The organism is Methylobacterium sp. E-066 (assembly GCF_022829635.1).
Taxonomy (GTDB): Bacteria; Pseudomonadota; Alphaproteobacteria; order Rhizobiales; family Beijerinckiaceae; genus Methylobacterium.
Genome location: NZ_JAKSYO010000055.1, coordinates 16,614 through 33,800 on the forward strand (window position 1 = coordinate 16,614; position 17,187 = coordinate 33,800).

At 70.7% G+C, this 17,187-nt stretch carries 14 protein-coding genes; 13 read left to right on the top strand and 1 reads right to left on the bottom strand.

Annotated elements, in window-relative coordinates:
• The first annotated feature begins 127 nt into the window (after positions 1 to 127).
• The 11 genes from tsaB to MKL20_RS06615 all read left to right on the top strand — a co-directional run bounded on the left by tsaB (position 128) and on the right by MKL20_RS06615 (position 12,462).
• A complete protein-coding gene (gene tsaB, locus MKL20_RS06565; protein ID WP_244036006.1) occupies positions 128 to 802 on the top strand; it encodes a tRNA (adenosine(37)-N6)-threonylcarbamoyltransferase complex dimerization subunit type 1 TsaB in 675 nt (224 codons plus the stop codon).
• Entirely contained in the window at positions 799 to 1,314 is a 516-nt protein-coding gene (locus tag MKL20_RS06570) for a GNAT family N-acetyltransferase (RefSeq protein ID WP_244036007.1), read from the top strand. Before tsaB ends, MKL20_RS06570 begins: the two co-directional genes overlap by 4 nt.
• Positions 1,315 to 1,318: 4 nt before the next feature.
• Complete coding sequence (locus MKL20_RS06575; protein ID WP_244036008.1) at positions 1,319 to 2,188, top strand: lysophospholipid acyltransferase family protein; 870 nt, start codon at positions 1,319 to 1,321, stop codon at positions 2,186 to 2,188.
• Between the two features lie 268 nt (positions 2,189 to 2,456).
• Positions 2,457 to 4,190, top strand: coding sequence for an L-lactate permease (locus MKL20_RS06580; RefSeq protein ID WP_244036009.1), 1,734 nt, complete (start codon positions 2,457 to 2,459; stop codon positions 4,188 to 4,190).
• A gap of 207 nt (positions 4,191 to 4,397) precedes the next feature.
• Positions 4,398 to 5,735, top strand: a complete 1,338-nt coding sequence (miaB, locus tag MKL20_RS06585; protein WP_244036010.1) for a tRNA (N6-isopentenyl adenosine(37)-C2)-methylthiotransferase MiaB — start codon at positions 4,398 to 4,400, stop codon at positions 5,733 to 5,735.
• Positions 5,736 to 5,771: 36 nt separating this feature from the next.
• A complete protein-coding gene (locus MKL20_RS06590) occupies positions 5,772 to 6,878 on the top strand; it encodes a PhoH family protein (RefSeq protein WP_409568119.1) in 1,107 nt (368 codons plus the stop codon).
• A 301-nt stretch (positions 6,879 to 7,179) separates the two neighbouring features.
• Positions 7,180 to 7,662, top strand: coding sequence for an rRNA maturation RNase YbeY (ybeY, locus tag MKL20_RS06595; protein WP_244036011.1), 483 nt, complete (start codon positions 7,180 to 7,182; stop codon positions 7,660 to 7,662).
• Between the two features lie 36 nt (positions 7,663 to 7,698).
• A complete protein-coding gene (locus MKL20_RS06600) occupies positions 7,699 to 8,829 on the top strand; it encodes a hemolysin family protein (RefSeq protein WP_244036012.1) in 1,131 nt (376 codons plus the stop codon).
• A 78-nt stretch (positions 8,830 to 8,907) separates the two neighbouring features.
• On the top strand, positions 8,908 to 10,524 hold the full coding sequence (gene lnt, locus MKL20_RS06605) for an apolipoprotein N-acyltransferase (protein WP_244036013.1): 1,617 nt from the start codon (positions 8,908 to 8,910) through the stop codon (positions 10,522 to 10,524).
• Positions 10,521 to 11,747 (top strand): MFS transporter, encoded by a 1,227-nt coding sequence (locus tag MKL20_RS06610; protein ID WP_244036014.1) that lies wholly within the window; start codon positions 10,521 to 10,523, stop codon positions 11,745 to 11,747. The genes lnt and MKL20_RS06610 overlap by 4 nt, the downstream gene beginning before the upstream one ends.
• A 187-nt stretch (positions 11,748 to 11,934) precedes the next feature.
• Entirely contained in the window at positions 11,935 to 12,462 is a 528-nt protein-coding gene (locus MKL20_RS06615; RefSeq protein ID WP_244036015.1) for a BA14K family protein, read from the top strand.
• Positions 12,463 to 12,564: 102 nt separating this feature from the next.
• On the opposite strand, the gene MKL20_RS06620 is transcribed toward MKL20_RS06615, so the two are convergent.
• Positions 12,565 to 14,154 carry a catalase gene (locus MKL20_RS06620; protein WP_243971502.1) on the bottom strand — a complete coding sequence of 530 codons (1,590 nt, stop codon included), beginning with the start codon at positions 14,152 to 14,154 and terminating at the stop codon, positions 12,565 to 12,567.
• Positions 14,155 to 14,291: 137 nt separating this feature from the next.
• Between MKL20_RS06620 and MKL20_RS06625 the strand changes: the two genes are divergently transcribed.
• Both MKL20_RS06625 and MKL20_RS06630 read left to right on the top strand, forming a co-directional pair.
• Positions 14,292 to 15,221 carry a LysR substrate-binding domain-containing protein gene (locus MKL20_RS06625; protein WP_244036016.1) on the top strand — a complete coding sequence of 310 codons (930 nt, stop codon included), beginning with the start codon at positions 14,292 to 14,294 and terminating at the stop codon, positions 15,219 to 15,221.
• Between the two features lie 333 nt (positions 15,222 to 15,554).
• Entirely contained in the window at positions 15,555 to 17,045 is a 1,491-nt protein-coding gene (locus MKL20_RS06630) for an argininosuccinate lyase (protein ID WP_244036017.1), read from the top strand.
• Positions 17,046 to 17,187 lie beyond the last annotated feature (142 nt).

A 17,187-nucleotide genomic window follows, 5' to 3' on the forward strand; every position in this document is an offset into this window, starting at 1 on the left:
GCCAACGCGGTTCTCACCGCCGCCCCGCGCTGACGGGCCGGCGGTTTTGTTCTATCGCTAGGGTCTTCGCGCTCTTCGGGGCGGAATGGGAGCGGTCGCCGGTCCGGACCGGCATGCGGGAGTGGGCGTGCGTATCCTTGCCATCGACACAGCGCTGGACCTGTGCGCCGCCTGCGTCGCCACGGACGATGCCGACGCGCCGATCTCGGCCGAGTCACTGCCCATGGTGCGCGGGCACGCCGAAGCGCTGCTGCCGCTGATCGAGCGGGTGATCGCCCGGGTTGAGGGCGGCTTCGAGGCGATCGATCGCATCGCCGTCACGGTCGGGCCCGGCAGCTATACCGGCTTGCGGGTCGGCCTCTCGGCGGCTCGGGCCATCGGGCTCGCCACCGGCAAGCCGGTCGTCGGCGTCGGCACGCTCTCGGCCCTGCTGGCGCCGCTGCTGGCGGAATCCGTCGAGGGCGTGATCGCGGCTGTGATCGATGCCCGGCACGGCGCCGTCTACGTCCAGGCCCTCGGTCCAAGCGACGGCCTTGCCCCGGCCCACCTGCCGGTAGAGATTGCCGCGGAACGGCTCGGAGCCGGCCCCGTCGTTCTCACCGGCTCGGGTGCGCCCCTGGTGGCGGCCGCCCTGGCGGCGCGTGGGGTGAGCGCCCGGGTCGCCGGCCTCGGCGCGGCCGAGATCACCGCCGTGGCGTCGCTCGGTCTCGTCGCCGATCCGGCCCAGGCCCTGCCGCGGCCGCTCTACCTCCGCGGGCCCGATGCCCGGCCCCAGGACCATGCCAGGATCGCGCGGCAATGACGCGGCCCCTCCCGTTCTGGCCTCTCGACTGGTGGGCCGCCTGGTGGGACGCCCTCACCCCGGAGCCCTACGTCGCGCCGCTCGCGGACGCCGGGCAGGCGCCGGCTTTGGCCCGGCTTCACGCCACCGCCTTCGCCCGACCCTGGGAGGCCCACGAATTCGAGCGCCTGCTGTGCGAGCGTTCGACCCAAGCCCATGCCCTGTGGCGGGCCGGGACGCTCCAGGGCTTCGTCCTGTCGCGCCGCGCCGCCGACGAGGCCGAGATCTTGACCATCGTGCTGTCGCCGACGCTGCGCGGCGGCGGCCATAGCCGCCGGCTCCTGCGCGAGCACCTGTCCAGCCTGGCGCATTCCAAGATCGCCCGGGTCCACCTAGAGGTCGACGAGGGCAACGCCCCCGCGCTCAAGCTCTACGCCCGGCACGGCTTCCGGAAGGTCGGCGCGCGCACCGGCTACTACCTCAAGGCCGACGGCAGCCGGGCGACCGCGCTGACCATGAGCGCCGACCTGTAACGGCGTGAGCCGGTTCGGCGTCATCGCGCGGGTCGCGGCCCTCGCCCTCGCCTTTCTGGTGCTGGCGCCGCCGCACTGGATCGCCCTGCGGCTGCTCGGCCGCCGCCCGACCCTGGCGCCGATCCTGTTCCATCGTTTCTTCCTGTGGCTGTTCTCGGTCCGGGTGACGCAGAGCGGCACGCCGCCGGAAGCCGGCGAGGCGGCGCTGGTTCTGGCCAACCACGTGTCGTGGCTCGACATCGTCGCGATCGGGTCGTTGCGGCCGCTTTCCTTCGTGGCGAAGTCCGAGATCGCCGGCTGGCCGGTGATCAGCGCGCTCGCGGCCCTCCAGCGCACGATCTACATCGACCGGCAGCGAAGGGGCGCCACCGCCACGGTCAGCGCCGCCATGGGCCATCGCCTGGCCGAGGGCGAGCTGGTGGTGCTATTCGCGGAAGGGACCACCGGCGACGGCAACCGGCTCCTGCCGTTCCGCTCCGCCCTGGTCGGCGCGGCGCGCGCCGCCCTCCAGGCCGAGGCCGGACGGGGCCGCGTGCGCCTCCAGCCCCTGGCGATCGCCTATCCGAGGCGCAACGGCCTGCCGGTGGTGCGCGCCGAGCGATCCGAGATCGCTTGGTACGGCGACATGGAGCTGGCGCCCCACCTCGCCGCCTTCGTGAACGGCGGCCCGATCGACATCCACGTGGTCTGGGGCAAGCCGATCGTCTTCGAGGCCTCGACCGACCGGAAGGCCGCCACCGCCGCTGCCGAGGTCGAGGTGCGCGCCGCCCTCCAGGGCATCCTGACCGGCCGCGGCGAGGCCCAGCCCACCGCCGGCGCCCGCCCGGCCGCACCCGGGCTCGACCTGGGCGGTTCGGAGATCGCGACGGTCTGAGGCTTTTCCCGGCAGCCGGATTGTGCCTGCGCGATCCAGCTTTTCGCGTCATTGCGAGCGCAGCGAAGCAACCCAGTGCCGCGCTACGTCTGGCGATCGCGCGCTTCCCTAGGTTGCTTCGCTGCGCTCGCAATGACAGGCGAGCCCGCGACCGTGATGTCCCGGTAAAACCACCCCTTGAATACAGGATGCATCTCTGTTGAGCGGGCCGTGTCCCTCTGCTAGCTAGGCCGAAACCCGTGAAGTCGGGATACTGGGAGGACGACCGTTGCAAACCTGGAATCAGGTCTATGATCCGTTCGGGAGCCCCTGGCTCTCGACCCTGGCCGCTTCGGTGCCGGTCATCGCCCTCCTCGCCATGATCGCGAGCGGTCGCGTCAAGGCGCACCTCGCCGCCGTCATCGCCCTCGGCCTCGCCATGCTGGTGGCCATCGTCGGCTTCGGCATGCCGACCGATCTCGCCACCCGGGCCGCGATCCTCGGGATGGTCACGGGCTTCTTCCCGATCGGCTGGATCATCCTCAACGTCATCTTCCTCTACCGGCTCACGGTAGAGAAGGGCTGGTTCTCGGTACTGCAGCAATCGGTCGCCGGCATCACCGCCGACCGTCGCCTGCAGCTCCTGCTGGTGGCCTTCGCGTTCGGCGCCTTCTTCGAGGGCGCAGGCGGCTTCGGCACGCCGGTCGCCGTCACCGGCGCGATCCTAATCGGGCTGGGCTTCTCGCCGCTGGCCGCCTCCGGCCTCTCGCTCATCGCCAATACCGCCCCGGTGGCGTTCGGGGCGCTCGGTGCGCCGATCCAGGGCCTGGCCTCTGTTACCGGCTATCCGCCCGAGATCCTCGGCGCGATGATCGGCCGGCAGCTGCCGCTGTTCTCGCTGATCGTGCCGTTCTGGCTGATCTGGGTGTTCGCGGGCTTCCGCGGCATGATCCGGGTGTGGCCGCCGATCCTGGTCTGCGGCGCGTCCTTCGCGGTGGCGCAGTTCCTGATCTCGAACTACGTCAATCCCTGGATCGTCGATATCGGCGCCTCGCTCGCCTCGATGCTCTGCCTCGTGCTGTTCCTCAAGGTCTGGCAGCCCCGGGAGGTCTGGACCTCGCCGGCGCTGCGCGGTCACGATCCGTCCCTGGCGCTCGTCAACCCGCGCCCGGTGGCGCTCGGCGCCGGCGTCCCGGGCACGCCCCCGGTCCATATCGGCGCGCGCACCGCCTCGCAGGGCGAGATCCTGCTGGCCTGGATGCCGTGGATCATCCTCTCGGTGATCGTGGCGATCTGGGGCACCGGCTGGTTCAAGGGTATCGTGAACCCGCTCTTCACCTGGAAATACGAGGTGCCGGGCCTGCACAACGTGATCCTGAAGGTGCCGCCGGTGGTGGCCAAGCCCGTCCCCGAGGGCGCGGTCTTCCTGTTCACCTACATGTCCTACACCGGCACGGGCGTGCTGATCGCCGCGATCATCTCGGGCCTGATCATGCGCTTCTCGCCGGTGCGGCTCGTGACCGCCTATGTCGAGACGATCTGGGCGCTGCGCTACTCGCTGATCACCATCGCGGCGATGCTGGCGCTGGGCGTGCTCACCCGCTACGCGGGCGTCGACGCCACCCTCGGCCTCGCCTTCGCGGGAACCGGCATCCTGTACCCGTTCTTCGGGACGCTGCTCGGCTGGCTCGGCGTGGCGCTCACCGGCTCGGACACGGCCTCGAACGTCCTGTTCGGCGGCCTCCAGCGCATCACCTCCGAGCAACTCGGGCTCCCGGGTGTGCTGATGGCGGCGGCGAACTCGTCGGGCGGCGTGATGGGAAAGATGGTCGACGCCCAATCGATCGTCGTCGCCTCCACGGCCACCGGCTATTTCGGCCAGGAGGGCAAGATCCTGCGCTTCGTGTTCTGGCACTCGATCGCGCTGGCCTGTCTGGTCGGCCTGTTCGTGATGCTCCAGGCCTACGTGCCGTTCTTCCAGCAGATGGTCATCGACGTCCCGGCCACCGCGGCGGCCCACTGACGACGGGGCGGCGGGCAAGCCCCGCCGCCTCCCAAGGTTATCGGGGCTCCGCCCCAAACCCGCCAAAGGGCTGAGCCCTTTGGAAACCCCGCCTTGCCGTGGGGTGTCGCGACGGCCCGCGCGATCCGTGCTACAGGCTCCCGCCCGCCGGTCTGCATAGGGTCGGGGCGGGCCTATGGGGAAGCGGACGGTTCAGGGCGGCACGCGTTGAAGAAGGCCTTCGTCAAATCCTACGGTTGCCAGATGAACGCCTACGACGCGGCCCGCATGGCCGACGTACTGGGCGCTGAGGGGTTCACCGCGACCGATTCGGTGGAGGAGGCCGACGTCGTTGTCCTCAACACCTGCCACATCCGCGAGAAGGCTGCCGAGAAGGTCTATTCCGAGCTCGGCCGCCTGCGCGTCCTCAAGGGCGAGCGGCAGGCCCGGGGCCTCGACACCCGCATCGTCGTGGCCGGCTGCGTCGCCCAGGCCGAGGGCGCCGAGATCCAGGCCCGCCAACCCGCGGTGGACGTGGTGGTCGGCCCGCAGAGCTACCACCGCCTGCCGGACCTGCTGGCCCGCTCCCGCGAGCGCCGGGTGGTCGACACCGAATTCCCGATCGAGGACAAGTTCACGCACCTGCCCCGGCGTCGGACCTCCGGGCCGAGCGCCTTCCTCACCGTGCAGGAGGGCTGCGACAAATTCTGCGCCTTCTGCGTGGTGCCCTATACCCGCGGCGCCGAAGTCTCGCGTCCCGTGGCGGCTGTGCTGGCCGAGGCGGAAAAACTCGCGCAGGGCGGCGCCCGCGAGGTCACGCTGATCGGCCAGAACGTCAACGGCTATCACGGGCTGGGCCCCGACGGCGCCCCGGTCGGGCTCGCGGACCTGATCCGGGCGGTGGCAAAGATCCCCGGTCTCGCCCGGATCCGCTACACCACGAACCATCCCAACGATTTCGACGACGCGCTGGTGCGCGCCCATGCCGAGGTGCCGGCCTTGATGCCCTACCTGCACCTGCCGGTGCAGTCCGGCTCGGACCGGATCCTCGCCGCCATGAACCGGAAGCACAACGGCGACAAGTATCGCCGCCTGATCGACCGCGTGCGCGCCGCCCGGCCTGATACCGCCCTGTCGTCCGACTTCATCGTCGGCTTCCCGGGCGAGACCGATGCCGATTTTGCCGACACCCTCAAGCTGGTGCGCGACATAGGCTTCGAGAGCGCATTCTCGTTCAAGTACAGCCCCCGCCCCGGCACGCCCGCGGCCGACCGGAGCGACATGGTGCCCGAATCGGTGATGGCGGAGCGGCTCGCTGAGCTGCAGGCGCTGCTGGACGCGCAGCGCTATGCCTACCAGCGGGCCGCCGTCGGCCAGGTCTTCGACGTGCTGGTCGAGAAGGCGGGCCGGCATCCGGGCCAAGTCGCGGGCAAGACGCCGCACCTGCTGGCCGTGCAGTTCGACGCCGCGCCCCACCATATCGGTACGATCGTGCCGGTCCGGATCGAGCGGGCCGGGACGAACAGCCTGTTCGGGCAGTTGGCCTTCGAGGCCGCGGCGGCGTGAGGATTAAGCGATGGGGATGGCGGTGAGGATCACAGGTTGAGCGCGTCGGACGGGTCTGGCGTACGCGGCGCCCTTCGGGGCCGCGGGCCGGCGGCGAAGCCGGCCGAATCGGACGAGACGGTCGAGGTGCCGCTGACTTTCGACGACAACCGCCTCGCGAGCCTCGTCTTCGGTCAATACGACCAGAACGTCGCCCATATCGAGCGCCGGCTCGACGTCACCGCGACGGCGCTCGGCAACCACCTCGTGATCAAGGGCTCCCCCGACGCCGCCGAGAAGGCAAGGCGGGTGTTCCAGAAGCTCTACGCGCGGGTGCGGACCGGCGGCAGCGCCCTGACGCTCGGCGATGTCGACGGCGCGATCCGCGAATCCACCGCCCAGGCCAGCCTGTTCCCGGCCGAGGCGATCGCCGCCGAGGCCGACAAGCCGCATTTCGAGCAGATCGCCACCCGCAAGCGCGGCGCCGTGCGGGCGCGCAACCCGGCGCAGGACCAGTACATCAAGCTGCTGCGCACCAACGAGCTGGTCTTCGCGGAAGGCCCGGCCGGCACCGGCAAGACCTGGCTGGCCGTCGGCCACGCCGTGTCACTGCTGGAGCAGGGCCATGCCGAACGGCTGATCCTGTCGCGCCCGGCGGTGGAGGCCGGCGAGCGTCTGGGCTTCCTGCCCGGCGACATGCGCGACAAGGTCGATCCGTATCTGCGCCCGATCTACGACGCCCTCTACGACTTCATGGAGGCGCGCCACGTCGACCGCGGCCTGCAGACCGGGATCATCGAGATTGCGCCGCTCGCTTTCATGCGCGGGCGCACGCTTACCAACGCCGTGGTGCTCCTCGACGAGGCGCAGAACACCACCTCCATGCAGATGAAGATGTTCCTGACCCGCCTCGGCGAAGGCTCGCGCATGATCATCACCGGAGATCCGAGTCAGATCGACCTGCCGCCGGGCCAGAAATCCGGCCTCGTGGAGGCGGTGAACGTGCTCGACGGCGTCGAGGGAATCGGCCGGGTGACCTTCAAGGACGTGGACGTGGTCCGACACGATCTCGTGCGCCGGATCGTCACCGCCTACGAGCGTGCCTCTCACGGCGACCATGAGGCCGACCGCAATCCCAACCCCCGGCGCCGGCCCTTGGCGTGAGTGTGATGTCGGTTCACGCGCCCGCGGGCGCCGAGCTCTACCTGCCTAGCGCCTGTCGGGATGCGCAGTCACGAGGCATGTTCAGCGTGATGCAACCGGCCCCCTCTCCCGTGCGGGAGAGGGTTGGGGTGAGGGACCAGGTCTTTCCGGAAAGCGCGCATCCCTCACCCTGTCCCTCTCCCGTACGGGAGAGGGGACCCTCGTTTTCTGCGGACGCTGATGCTGCGGCTGGCCCCATACAGAACCGTGTTGTTCGCTCTTTCCCGAGCGGGAAACTGAATAGCCGCGTGGGTCTCGCGCAATGAGCGGCCACGACATCGACATGTCCGTCGAGGACGCGCGCTGGGAAACCGCGATCCCGGAGCTCGAATCGCTGGTCATCCGCGCCGTCGAGGCCGGGCTCGCCGCCGCCCCCGTGCCGCCGGACGGGCCCGTGGAGGTCAGCGTCGTGCTGACCGATGACGCCGCGATCCAAGAACTCAACCGCACCTGGCGCGGCAAGGACAAGCCCACCAACGTGCTGTCCTTCCCGGCCGCCCCGCAGCCCCGCCATGCGGGCGCCGCGCTGCCCTTGGGCGACGTGGTCCTTGCCTACGAGACCCTTGTGCGCGAGAGTGCTGAGCAGTCAAAGCCGCTCCAGAACCACCTCGCGCACCTCCTCGTCCATGGCACCCTGCATTGTCTCGGTCAGGACCACGAGATCGGCGAGGCCGAGGCCGATGCCATGGAAGCGCTCGAAGTCGCGGCCCTCGCGACCTTGGGCATTCCCGATCCCTATGCCTGAGCGGCCGATTCCCCACCGCCCCCAGATCCGAGAGACATGAGCAACGATCGAAGTCGCGGCGCGGCCCTGGCCGCGCCCAGTTCCACCGAGGGTGAATCCCAGTCCCGGGAGCCCTGGTACGACCGCCTCCTGCAGGCGCTCCACCTCAAGCCGCGCGATTCGCTGCGTGAGGGTCTCGAGGAGGCACTCGCCGAGCCCGATGCCGGCGAGAGCGGTCTCACCCCCCTCGAGCGGGTGATGCTCAAGAACGTGCTCGGCCTGCACAAGGTGCGGGTCGACGACGTCATGGTCCCTCGGGCCGACATCGTCGCGGTCTCGAACGACACCAATCTCGGCGACCTGCTCAAGCTGTTCCGCACTGCTGGCCATTCCCGGCTGCCGGTCTACGGCGAGACGCTGGATGACCCCCGCGGCATGGTCCACATCCGCGACCTCGTCGATCACATCGCCGCCAAGGCCGAGCCGACCCGGCGCACTGCGACCGCGGTCCGGCCCGCCGTTCCCGCCGAGGGCGAGGCCGACGCCACCGTGGCGCCGCGGCCTGCTCGTCGGGCGCCCGTGCGGCTGCCCCGGGCGCTGGATCTTGGCAAGGTCGACCTCACCACAACGCTCGCCGCAGCCCGCATCCAGCGGCCGGTGCTGTTCGTCCCACCGTCCATGCCGGCCATCGACCTGCTGGTGCGGATGCAGGCGACGCGCACCCACATGGCCCTGGTCATCGACGAGTATGGCGGCACCGACGGGCTGATCTCGATCGAGGACCTGATCGAGGTGGTGGTCGGCGATATCGAGGACGAGCACGACGTCGCCGAGGCCAAGCAGGTGCAGCGGGTCGACGGTGAGGACGAGGTGTTCGTGGCCGATGCCCGCACGCCCCTGGCCGAAGTGTCCGAGGCCACCGGCGTCGATCTCGTGGCCGCTGTCGGCGACATGGCCGAGGAGATCGATACCCTGGGCGGTATGATCGTCACCCTGGCCGGGCGCGTCCCGTCCCGGGGCGAGCTGATCGTCGGGCCGGGCAACCTCGAATTCGAGGTGCTGGATGCCGATCCCCGCCGCCTGAAGCGGCTGCGGTTCCACAAGGGCGCGGCGCGGATCGGCAACGTCGTGCCCTTGGCCCTGCCCCCGCCCTCACCCCCGCCGGTCCCCGAGACGCCGCACCCATGATGGTCTTCGCGTGACGGGTGCTGCGTGGCGGTCCTGACCGTGGGTCATGCCCGGGACGTTGCCGCCCCGAGCGGTCCCATGGGCCGCCCCTCCCCGGGCTTCGTGCGTGCCATCGCCCGGCTGACCGGCTGGCGGCGGCTCGGCCTCGCCTGGCTCGCTGGGGCGCTCGGCGCCCTGGCGATGCCGCCCTTCGGTGTCCTGCCGGCGCTGGCCGTGTCCCTGTCGGTGGCGGTCTGGCTCATGGACGGGGCTGCCGCGGACCGGACCGCCCTGCGCCGGGTCCGGCCCTGCTTCCTGCTCGGCTGGGCCTGGGGCTTCGGCTATCTCACCGCCGGCCTGTGGTGGCTCGGCCAGGCCTTCCTGGTGGAGGCCGACGAGTTCCTGTGGGCTCTGCCCCTCGGCGTCGTCGGCCTGCCCTTCGCCCTCGGCTTCTTCTACGGCGCGGGGTTCGGCGCGGCCGGCCTGCTCTGGGCGCGCGGCCCCGCGCGGATCGCCGCCCTGGCTTTCGGGATCGGCGCCGCCGAGTGGCTGCGCGGCCACCTGTTCACGGGTTTCCCCTGGAACACCCTCGGGATGGCGCTCGCCCAGAACCTCTGGCTGATGCAAGGGGCCGCCGCGATCGGCCTCTACGGCCTCACCATCCTGGCCGTGCTGATCTGCGCCGCGCCAGCGACCCTGGCGACCGGCTCGCATCCGCGCAGCCGGTTCGGGCCGAGCGCCGCCGCCGCGATCGTGCTGATCGGCCTGACGCTCTACGGCGCCGCACGCGTCGGACCCCCCGATCCGGTGGTGACTGGCGTGCGCCTGCGCCTCGTCCAGCCGAATCTGCCGCAGGACGCCAAGTTCAGGCCCGAGAACCGGGCCGACATCGTCGACCGCTACATCGAGCTGAGCCAGCGCCCGACCGAGGCCGGCGCGCCCGAGCCGACCCATATCGTCTGGCCGGAATCGGCCTTCCCGTTCCTGATCCAGCGCGATCCCGATGCGCTGGCCAAGGTGGCGGCCGGCCTCAAGCCCGGCCAGCAGCTGATGACCGGCGCGGCCCGGGCCGAAGAGCCCCTGCCCGGCGAGCGCCTGCGCTACTTCAACGCCGTCATGGTGATCGGGCCGGACGGCGTGATCTCCGACGCCTACGACAAGGTCCACCTCGTCCCGTTCGGCGAGTACCTGCCGGCGCCCATCGACGCCGCGCTTCGGGCCCTGGGCCTGCGCCAGTTCGTGGCGATCCCCGGCGGCTTCTCCGCCGGGACCCTGGCGGCGCAGCGGATCCTGACCGTGCCGGGCCTGCCGCCCGTGGCGGCGACGATCTGCTACGAGGCGATTTTTACGCACGCGATCCTGCCGGCGACGGCCGCTTCGGTGCCGCGGCCGCCCGGGCTGATCCTGAACGTCACCAACGATGCCTGGTTCGGCGACACGCCGGGCCCCCGCCAGCACCTCGCCCAGGCACGGCTGCGCGCCGTCGAGGAGGGCCTGCCCCTGATCCGCGACGCCAATACCGGGATCTCCGCGGTGATCGACGCGCACGGTCGCATCGTCGCGCAGACCGAGCTCGACACGGAAACCTGGCTTGATGCCGACCTGCCCGCCCGCATCGTCGGCGGCACCCTGTACGGCCAGTTCGGCGATGCCGCCTTCGCGCTGATGCTTGCGGCCTGCCTGGGCGGCGCCCTCACCGCCCGGCGACGGTCATGAGCCCGGAGCGGACGGCCCCGGGCCGGATCCTCCTCGGCCTCGCGCTGATGCTGGTCGCGTTCAACCTGCGCCCGGCGCTCAGTACCATCGGGCCGCTCCTGGCGACGATCCGGGAGAGCACCGGGCTCAGCGCCGGCGGCGCCGCGATCCTCACCACCCTGCCGGTCCTGTGCCTCGGCATCGCTTGCGCGTTGGCGGCGCCGCTGATCCGGCGGATCGGGCCCGATCTCGCCGTGCTGGTCGGCGCCACGATCCTGGCCGCCGGCTTGGCCCTGCGCGGTCTCGGCGGCCTCGGGCCGCTTTTCACCGGAACAGCGCTGGCCGCCATCGGGATCGGGCTCGACAACGTGCTCCTGCCCGCCCTGGTGAAGCGCGACTTTTCCGGCAGCAGCGGCCTGATGACCGGCCTCTACACGATGACCCTGTGCCTCGGCGCGGCGGCCGGCGCGGGCGCGGCGGTGCCGGTGGAGCACGCCCTCGGCGGCGGCTGGCCCTCGGCGCTCGCGATCTGGGCGCTGCCCGCACTCGTGGCGGGGTTCCTATGGATCCCATTCGCCCGTCGCACCGCCTCGAACGCCGCGCCTTCTGCCGGGCGTTTGTTGCGCGATCCCCTGGCCTGGTGGGTCACGGGCTTCATGGGCCTGCAATCCTCCCTGGCCTACACCCTGTTCGGCTGGCTGCCCCTGCTGCTCCAGGCGCGCGGCCTTTCGGCGCTCGATGCCGGCCTCTACGCCTCGCTGATGACCCTGGTCCAGGCGCCGGGTGCGCTGATCACCGCCATGCTGGCCGCCCGGGTGCGGGACCAGCGGGCCTGGATCGTCGCGATTCCGGGGCTCACGGCGGCCGCGTTCCTGGTGCTCGCCTTCGGGCCGGAGGCTTTGCGCATCCCGGCGGCCTGTGCCCTCGGCTTCGGCATCGGCGGCTGCTTCGGCCTCGGGCTGACCTTGATCGTCCTGCGCGCCGCGGATGCCGCCAGCGCCGCCGGCCTCTCGGCCATGGCGCAGGGCATCGGCTATACCGGCGCCTGCCTCGGCCCCCTGGCCTTCGGCTTCGCCCATGAGGCGACGGGCGGCTGGGGCCTCGCCGGCGGCCTGTTCGTCACCATCGCGATCACCGCCATCCTGGTCGGGCAGGCCGCCGGCCGCGACCGCAAGGTCAGCGCCGCCGCGCCGGACTTGGGCAGCGCGCCGCTTCAGCCGTCGCTGCCGGCCAGCGGCCGCTGACCGGGGCGGACGCCGCCCGTCCGCAAGATGCCCGCAGGTCGCCCCTCGCCCGCGACAGTCGAGCCAGCGATGCCGGAGGTGCGGGCCAAGCACTCTTGACGCTGAACGCCGCCGGGCCAGGATGACGTGGAGTATTCCGCCGAGTCCGCAAGCTGGCGTGACCGGCGTCCTGCTTCGGGTGGACACTATGGCACGCATCGACAGGTCGACGCTTCTTCTGGTTGCAACTGCCGTCATCGCGCTCCCGCTGACGATGACCGGTGCCGAGGCACGCGGATTTGGGGGCGGGTTCCACGGTGGCGTCGGGACCCGGATCGGCGCCTGGGGACGGCCGCTCGGACCGGTCCGGCCGGGCCCCGCGATCATCGGTGGGCGGCCGTACCGGCCCGGCTTCGCGTTCCGGCACCCGTACACCTACCGGCCGTGGTATGGCGGCTACTACGGTTACGGGCTCGCCGGCCTCGGTCTCGGCTTCGGCCTGGGCAGCCTGTGGGGCGATTTCGGCGATCCGTTCTACGACGATGCCTATATCTACGCGCCGCGGGTCTACAGGCCCCCGGTCTACGTGGCGCCGGCCGACGTGCCGCCGGTGGTGGAGGCGGACCCGGCCGATCTCCCGGCGGCCGTCGCGGCCTGCGCCCGCCGCTTCAGGACCTACGATCCGGCCACGCAGACCTTTATCGGCAAAGGTTACGTCCGCCGCCACTGCCCCTGAGCGGTGATCGCGCCTTGGGATGAGGCTAAAAAGAAGGCCCCGCGGGTTTTCACCCGCAGGGCCTCCGTTCAGTCAGGGCCGGTTCGGCGCCGCGTAAAAAACTTACTCGGCGGCGACCCTGTGGGCCTGGGAGCCGTCTGTGTAGGTCTCGGCCTGCAGGCGCTTGTGCGGGGCGGCGCGGCCCGGCAGCGGCGGCAGGGCCTTGGCCTTCTCCAGGTCGATGCCCGCACCCTCTGCGACGCGGCGGCCGTAATCCTCGTCCGCGTGCCAGAAGTGCCAGACCATCCGCAGTTGGATCGGCTCCGGGCACTGCTTCATGTCGCCGACCAGGTTGGCGATCAGGTCGTCCCGCTCCCAATCCTGGAACGAGCGGTACCGGACGCCGGCCTGGGTGTAGTCGTCCTCGGTGCGCGAGGTCTGGTATCGGCCGAGCTGGCCCTGCACCGGCTGGCGGTACTCCTTGGCCGGCTTCGGGGCTTCGCGCAGACCCTCGGCCAGGGTCGAGGGCTCGTAGTTGATGTGCTTGTTCGGCCCGGTGCCGTCGACCGAGTAGGTCATCTGGCCGTCCCGCTGGTTGGAATAGACCTTCACGCCCGGCTGCGGCGCGTTGATCGGCAGCTGCAGGTAGTTCGGGCCGACGCGGTAGCGCTGGGTGTCCGAGTAGGACAGGGTCCGGCCCTGCAGCATCTTGTCGTCCGAGAAGTCGATGCCGTCGACCAGCACGCCGGTGCCGAAGGCCGACTGCTCGACCTCAGCGAAGAAGTTGTCCGGCACCCGGTCCAGCACCATGCGGCCCACCGGCAGCAGCGGGAACTGGTCCACCGGCCACAGCTTCGTGTCGTCCAGCGGATCGAACGACAGGTGGTCGTTCGGGCCGTCCGGCATGATCTGCACGCAGAACTCCCACTCGGGGAAGTTGCCGGCCTTGATGTTGTCGTACAGGTCGCGGGTCGCGTGGCCGACATCCTTGCCCTGGATTTCGGCGGCCTGCTGCGAGGTCAGGTTGCGGACGCCCTGCTTCGGCTCCCAGTGGAACTTGCAGAGCACGGCCTCGCCCTGGTCGTTGACCAGCTTGTAGGTGTTGACGCCGGAGCCTTCCATTTCGCGGTAATTGGCCGGGATGCCCCAGGGCGACTTGAGATGTGTCACCATGTGGATCGACTCGGGGTGCTGGGCCACGAAGTCGAAGAAGCGCCACGCCTCCTGGCGGTTGGTCACCGGGTCCGGCTTGAAGGCGTGGATCATGTCGGGGAACTTGATCGCGTCCCGGATGAAGAACACCTTGAGGTTGTTGCCAACCAGGTCCCAATTGCCATCGACGGTCTTGAACTTCACCGCGAAGCCGCGCGGGTCGCGCTCGGTCTCCGGGCTCTCCTTGGCGCCGGCCACCGTCGAGAAGCGCACGAACATCGGCGTCTTCACGCCGGTCTCGTTGAGCACGCGGGCGCGGGTGTACTTGGAGGCCGGCTCGTTGCCGATCTTACCGTAGGCCTCGAAGTAGCCGTGGGCGCCGGCGCCGCGGGCATGGACCACGCGCTCCGGGATCCGCTCACGGTCGAAGTGGGTGATCTTCTCGATGAACTGGTAGTTCTCGAGCGTCGCGGGGCCGCGCTCGCCGACCGTGCGGGTGCTCTGGTTGTCGCGGACCGGATGGCCCTGGCGGGTCGTGAGAATCGGGCGTTGATCGCTCATGCGTCTCGTCTCTCCGTGAAGCCTGTGAGCGGGATATGGGGCCGACTCGGCAGACTGGAACCGTTCCGACGAGGTTATGGACCCTGGCGAGCCTAATGGCTAATGCATCGTCGCAAACGCCATGATAGACGCAGCCTATGAACCTCTCGGGTTTGTCGCTCCGCGACCTGGAATATGTCGTGGCGGTGGCCGACGAGGGCCATTTCGGCCGGGCGGCCGAGCGCTGCAATGTCAGCCAACCGACCCTGAGCGTGCAGGTGCGTAAGCTGGAGGGCACCCTGGGGCTGACCCTGTTCGAGCGCTCGAACCGCCGGGTGCTTCTCACCGAAGCGGGCCAGGGCATCGTCCGGCAGTCGCGGATCGTCCTGGCCGAGGCCCAGCGTCTGCTGGCGCTCGCCACCGAGGGCCGCGGCTCGCCGCTCACCGGCCGGCTGGTGCTGGCCGCGATCCAGACGTTGGGCCCCTACTTCTTTCCGCTGGTGCTGCGGCCCCTGCGCCAGCAATACCCGCTGCTGACGTTGTCGTTGTCCGAGTCGCGCACCGCCGAGATCGTCGAGGGCCTGCGCGATGGGCGCATCGATGCCGCCCTGGTCTCCCTGCCCCTGCCCCCCGTCGGGCTCGCGGTGGCGCCGCTGTTCGTCGAGCCGTTCTGGCTCGCCTGTCCGGCCGAGCACGCGCTGGCCCGCGGCGGTGCCCTCTCGGCTACCGAGATCGCCGGGCCGGACCTGCTGCTCCTCGACGAGGGCAATTGCCTGCGCGACCAGGCGATCGCCGCCTGCGGCGCGGGTTCTTCCGTGGGCCGCCACGCCACCAGCCTGGAGACCCTCCGCTCGATGGTGGCGGCCGGGACCGGTTACACCCTGCTGCCGGCGCTGGCCGTGCCCCCCGGCCCCGACCCGACCGGCCTGACCGTCACCCGGTCCTTCGACGTCGACGGTCCGGGCCGCACCATCGCGCTCGCCTGGCGGGCGAGCGACCCGCGCGCGCCCGGGCTGGCGAACTTGGCTGCGTTCTTCCGCGCGCATGCACCGCCCGGCACGGCGGCCTGCCGGGATGAGACGGCTTAGCTTTTTCAGGGTTTGGGTTCTGGGGCGCGGACGTTCGTTGGCCCGCCCTGTCATCCCGGGGCGCCGCAGGCGAGCCCGGGATCCAGATCCGCTGACAGCGCAAGTTCCTGATACAACGAAGTTTCTGGATTCCGGGCTCCGCTGCGCGGCCCCAGAATGACGGGGTGATTCACAAAGCAGCTCGCTGGTTCGACGAACCGTGCTGCCGGTGTGCCGCGGACCTCTCAATAATTACCACTCCCGAACACGATCTGGATTGTGATGTGTGATCACTCGCCGGATCGCAGAGAATTCCCCGGCCGGCGCGAAACGGCGGCGCATAGGAGCAAGCTCATGCGGCGCAGACTGATCGCGACCCTGGTCGCCTTTCTCACCCCCGCGACAACCCTCGCCGCCTCCCAAGATAGCTTTGCCCGCATCGACGCCATCGACCGCGCCTCTCTGGTGATGACCGTGGAAACCGGCATCGTCCCGCGGGACCTCGGGGTGCGGATCGCCCAAGCCCTCGATCAGGTCGCCTCGGAGGCCGCCAAGCCGGGCGTCGAGCGGCCGGACGATTACCTGCGGATCGAGCCGCTGATCACCGCCATCGCCGGCCCGGATGCCACGCGGATGCATTCCGGCCGCAGCCGGCAGGACATCATCCCGACCGTGCTGAAGCTCGACCAGCGCGACCGGCTGCTCGACCTCGCCCAGGCCCTGGATGGGACCCGCGCCGCCCTCCTGACCGTCGCCGAGCGGGAGGCCGACACGATCGTCCCGGCCTACACCAACGGAGTGCAGGCGCAGCCGACCACGCTCGGCCACTATCTGCTCGGCTATGCCGGGGCGCTGGCCCGCGACGCGGACCGCCTGCGCGAGAGCTGGGCGCGGGTGAACCTGTCGCCGCTCGGCGCCGCTGCTCTCGGCACGTCGAGCTTTCCGGTCGATCGCGGCCGGCTCGCCGGGCTGCTCGGCTTCGATGCGCCGGTGGAGAACAGCTACGATGCCGGCCAGCTCGCCCCGATGGATCTCGGCCTGGAGCTGACCGGCCTGTCGGCCAACCTCGCCACCACGGCCGGCAGCTTCGCGCAGGACCTCTACGCGCAGTACCATCAGACCCGGCCGTGGATCCTGCTGCGCGAGGGCGCCCTGACCGGCCCGAGCAGCATCATGCCGCAGAAGCGTAATCCGGTGGCGCTCTACAGCCTGCGCATGAAGGCGAGCGACGTGGTCGCCGCCGCCCAGGCCTTCGTCATCATGGCCCACAACGTCGAGTCCGGCATGCCGGACTACAAGCGCAACCAGTCCGAGCCCCCGGGCCGGACCATCTCCGAGGCGGCCGAGACCTGCCGGCGCTGGACCCGGGTCCTCGACGGGCTGGTGATCGACCGGGCCCGGGCCGCCGACGAGGTCGCGGCCGATTACTCCACCACCACGGAGCTCGCCGACACCCTCCAGCGCGAGGCCGACGTGCCGTTCCGGCTCGGGCACCATTTCGCCTCCGAGCTGGTCAGCTATGGCCGCAGCCACGACCTGCGCCCGGCCGATCTGCCCTTCGCCGAGGTGAAGCGGATCTACGCGGAGGCCGCCGCCGGCTCGGGCCTCAAGCCGGACCTGCCCCTCGACGAGGCCCGGTTCCGGGCGGCCCTGTCGGCGCGGGGCATGATCGACGCCGCCAAGGGCCTGGGCGGCCCGCAACCCGCGGAGGTCCGGCGCATGCTCGCCGCCGCCCGGACGCGCCTCGACGCCGACCGGACCTGGCTGGCCGATCGCCGCACCGCGCTCGCGGCGGCACGCGGCCGATTGGATGCGGCTTTTGCGAATATCAAAAAAGGGCCGTAGGGCCGTTCCTGCTCGGCACCCCTTTAACCCACTTCCCTCATCCTGAGGCGCGAGCGCAGCGAGCCGCGAAGGATGAGGGAAGTGGGTGGGATTGGCCTGGTGGCGGGCGTCAAGCGGGCGAAATGCTTCATCTTGAGAGAAA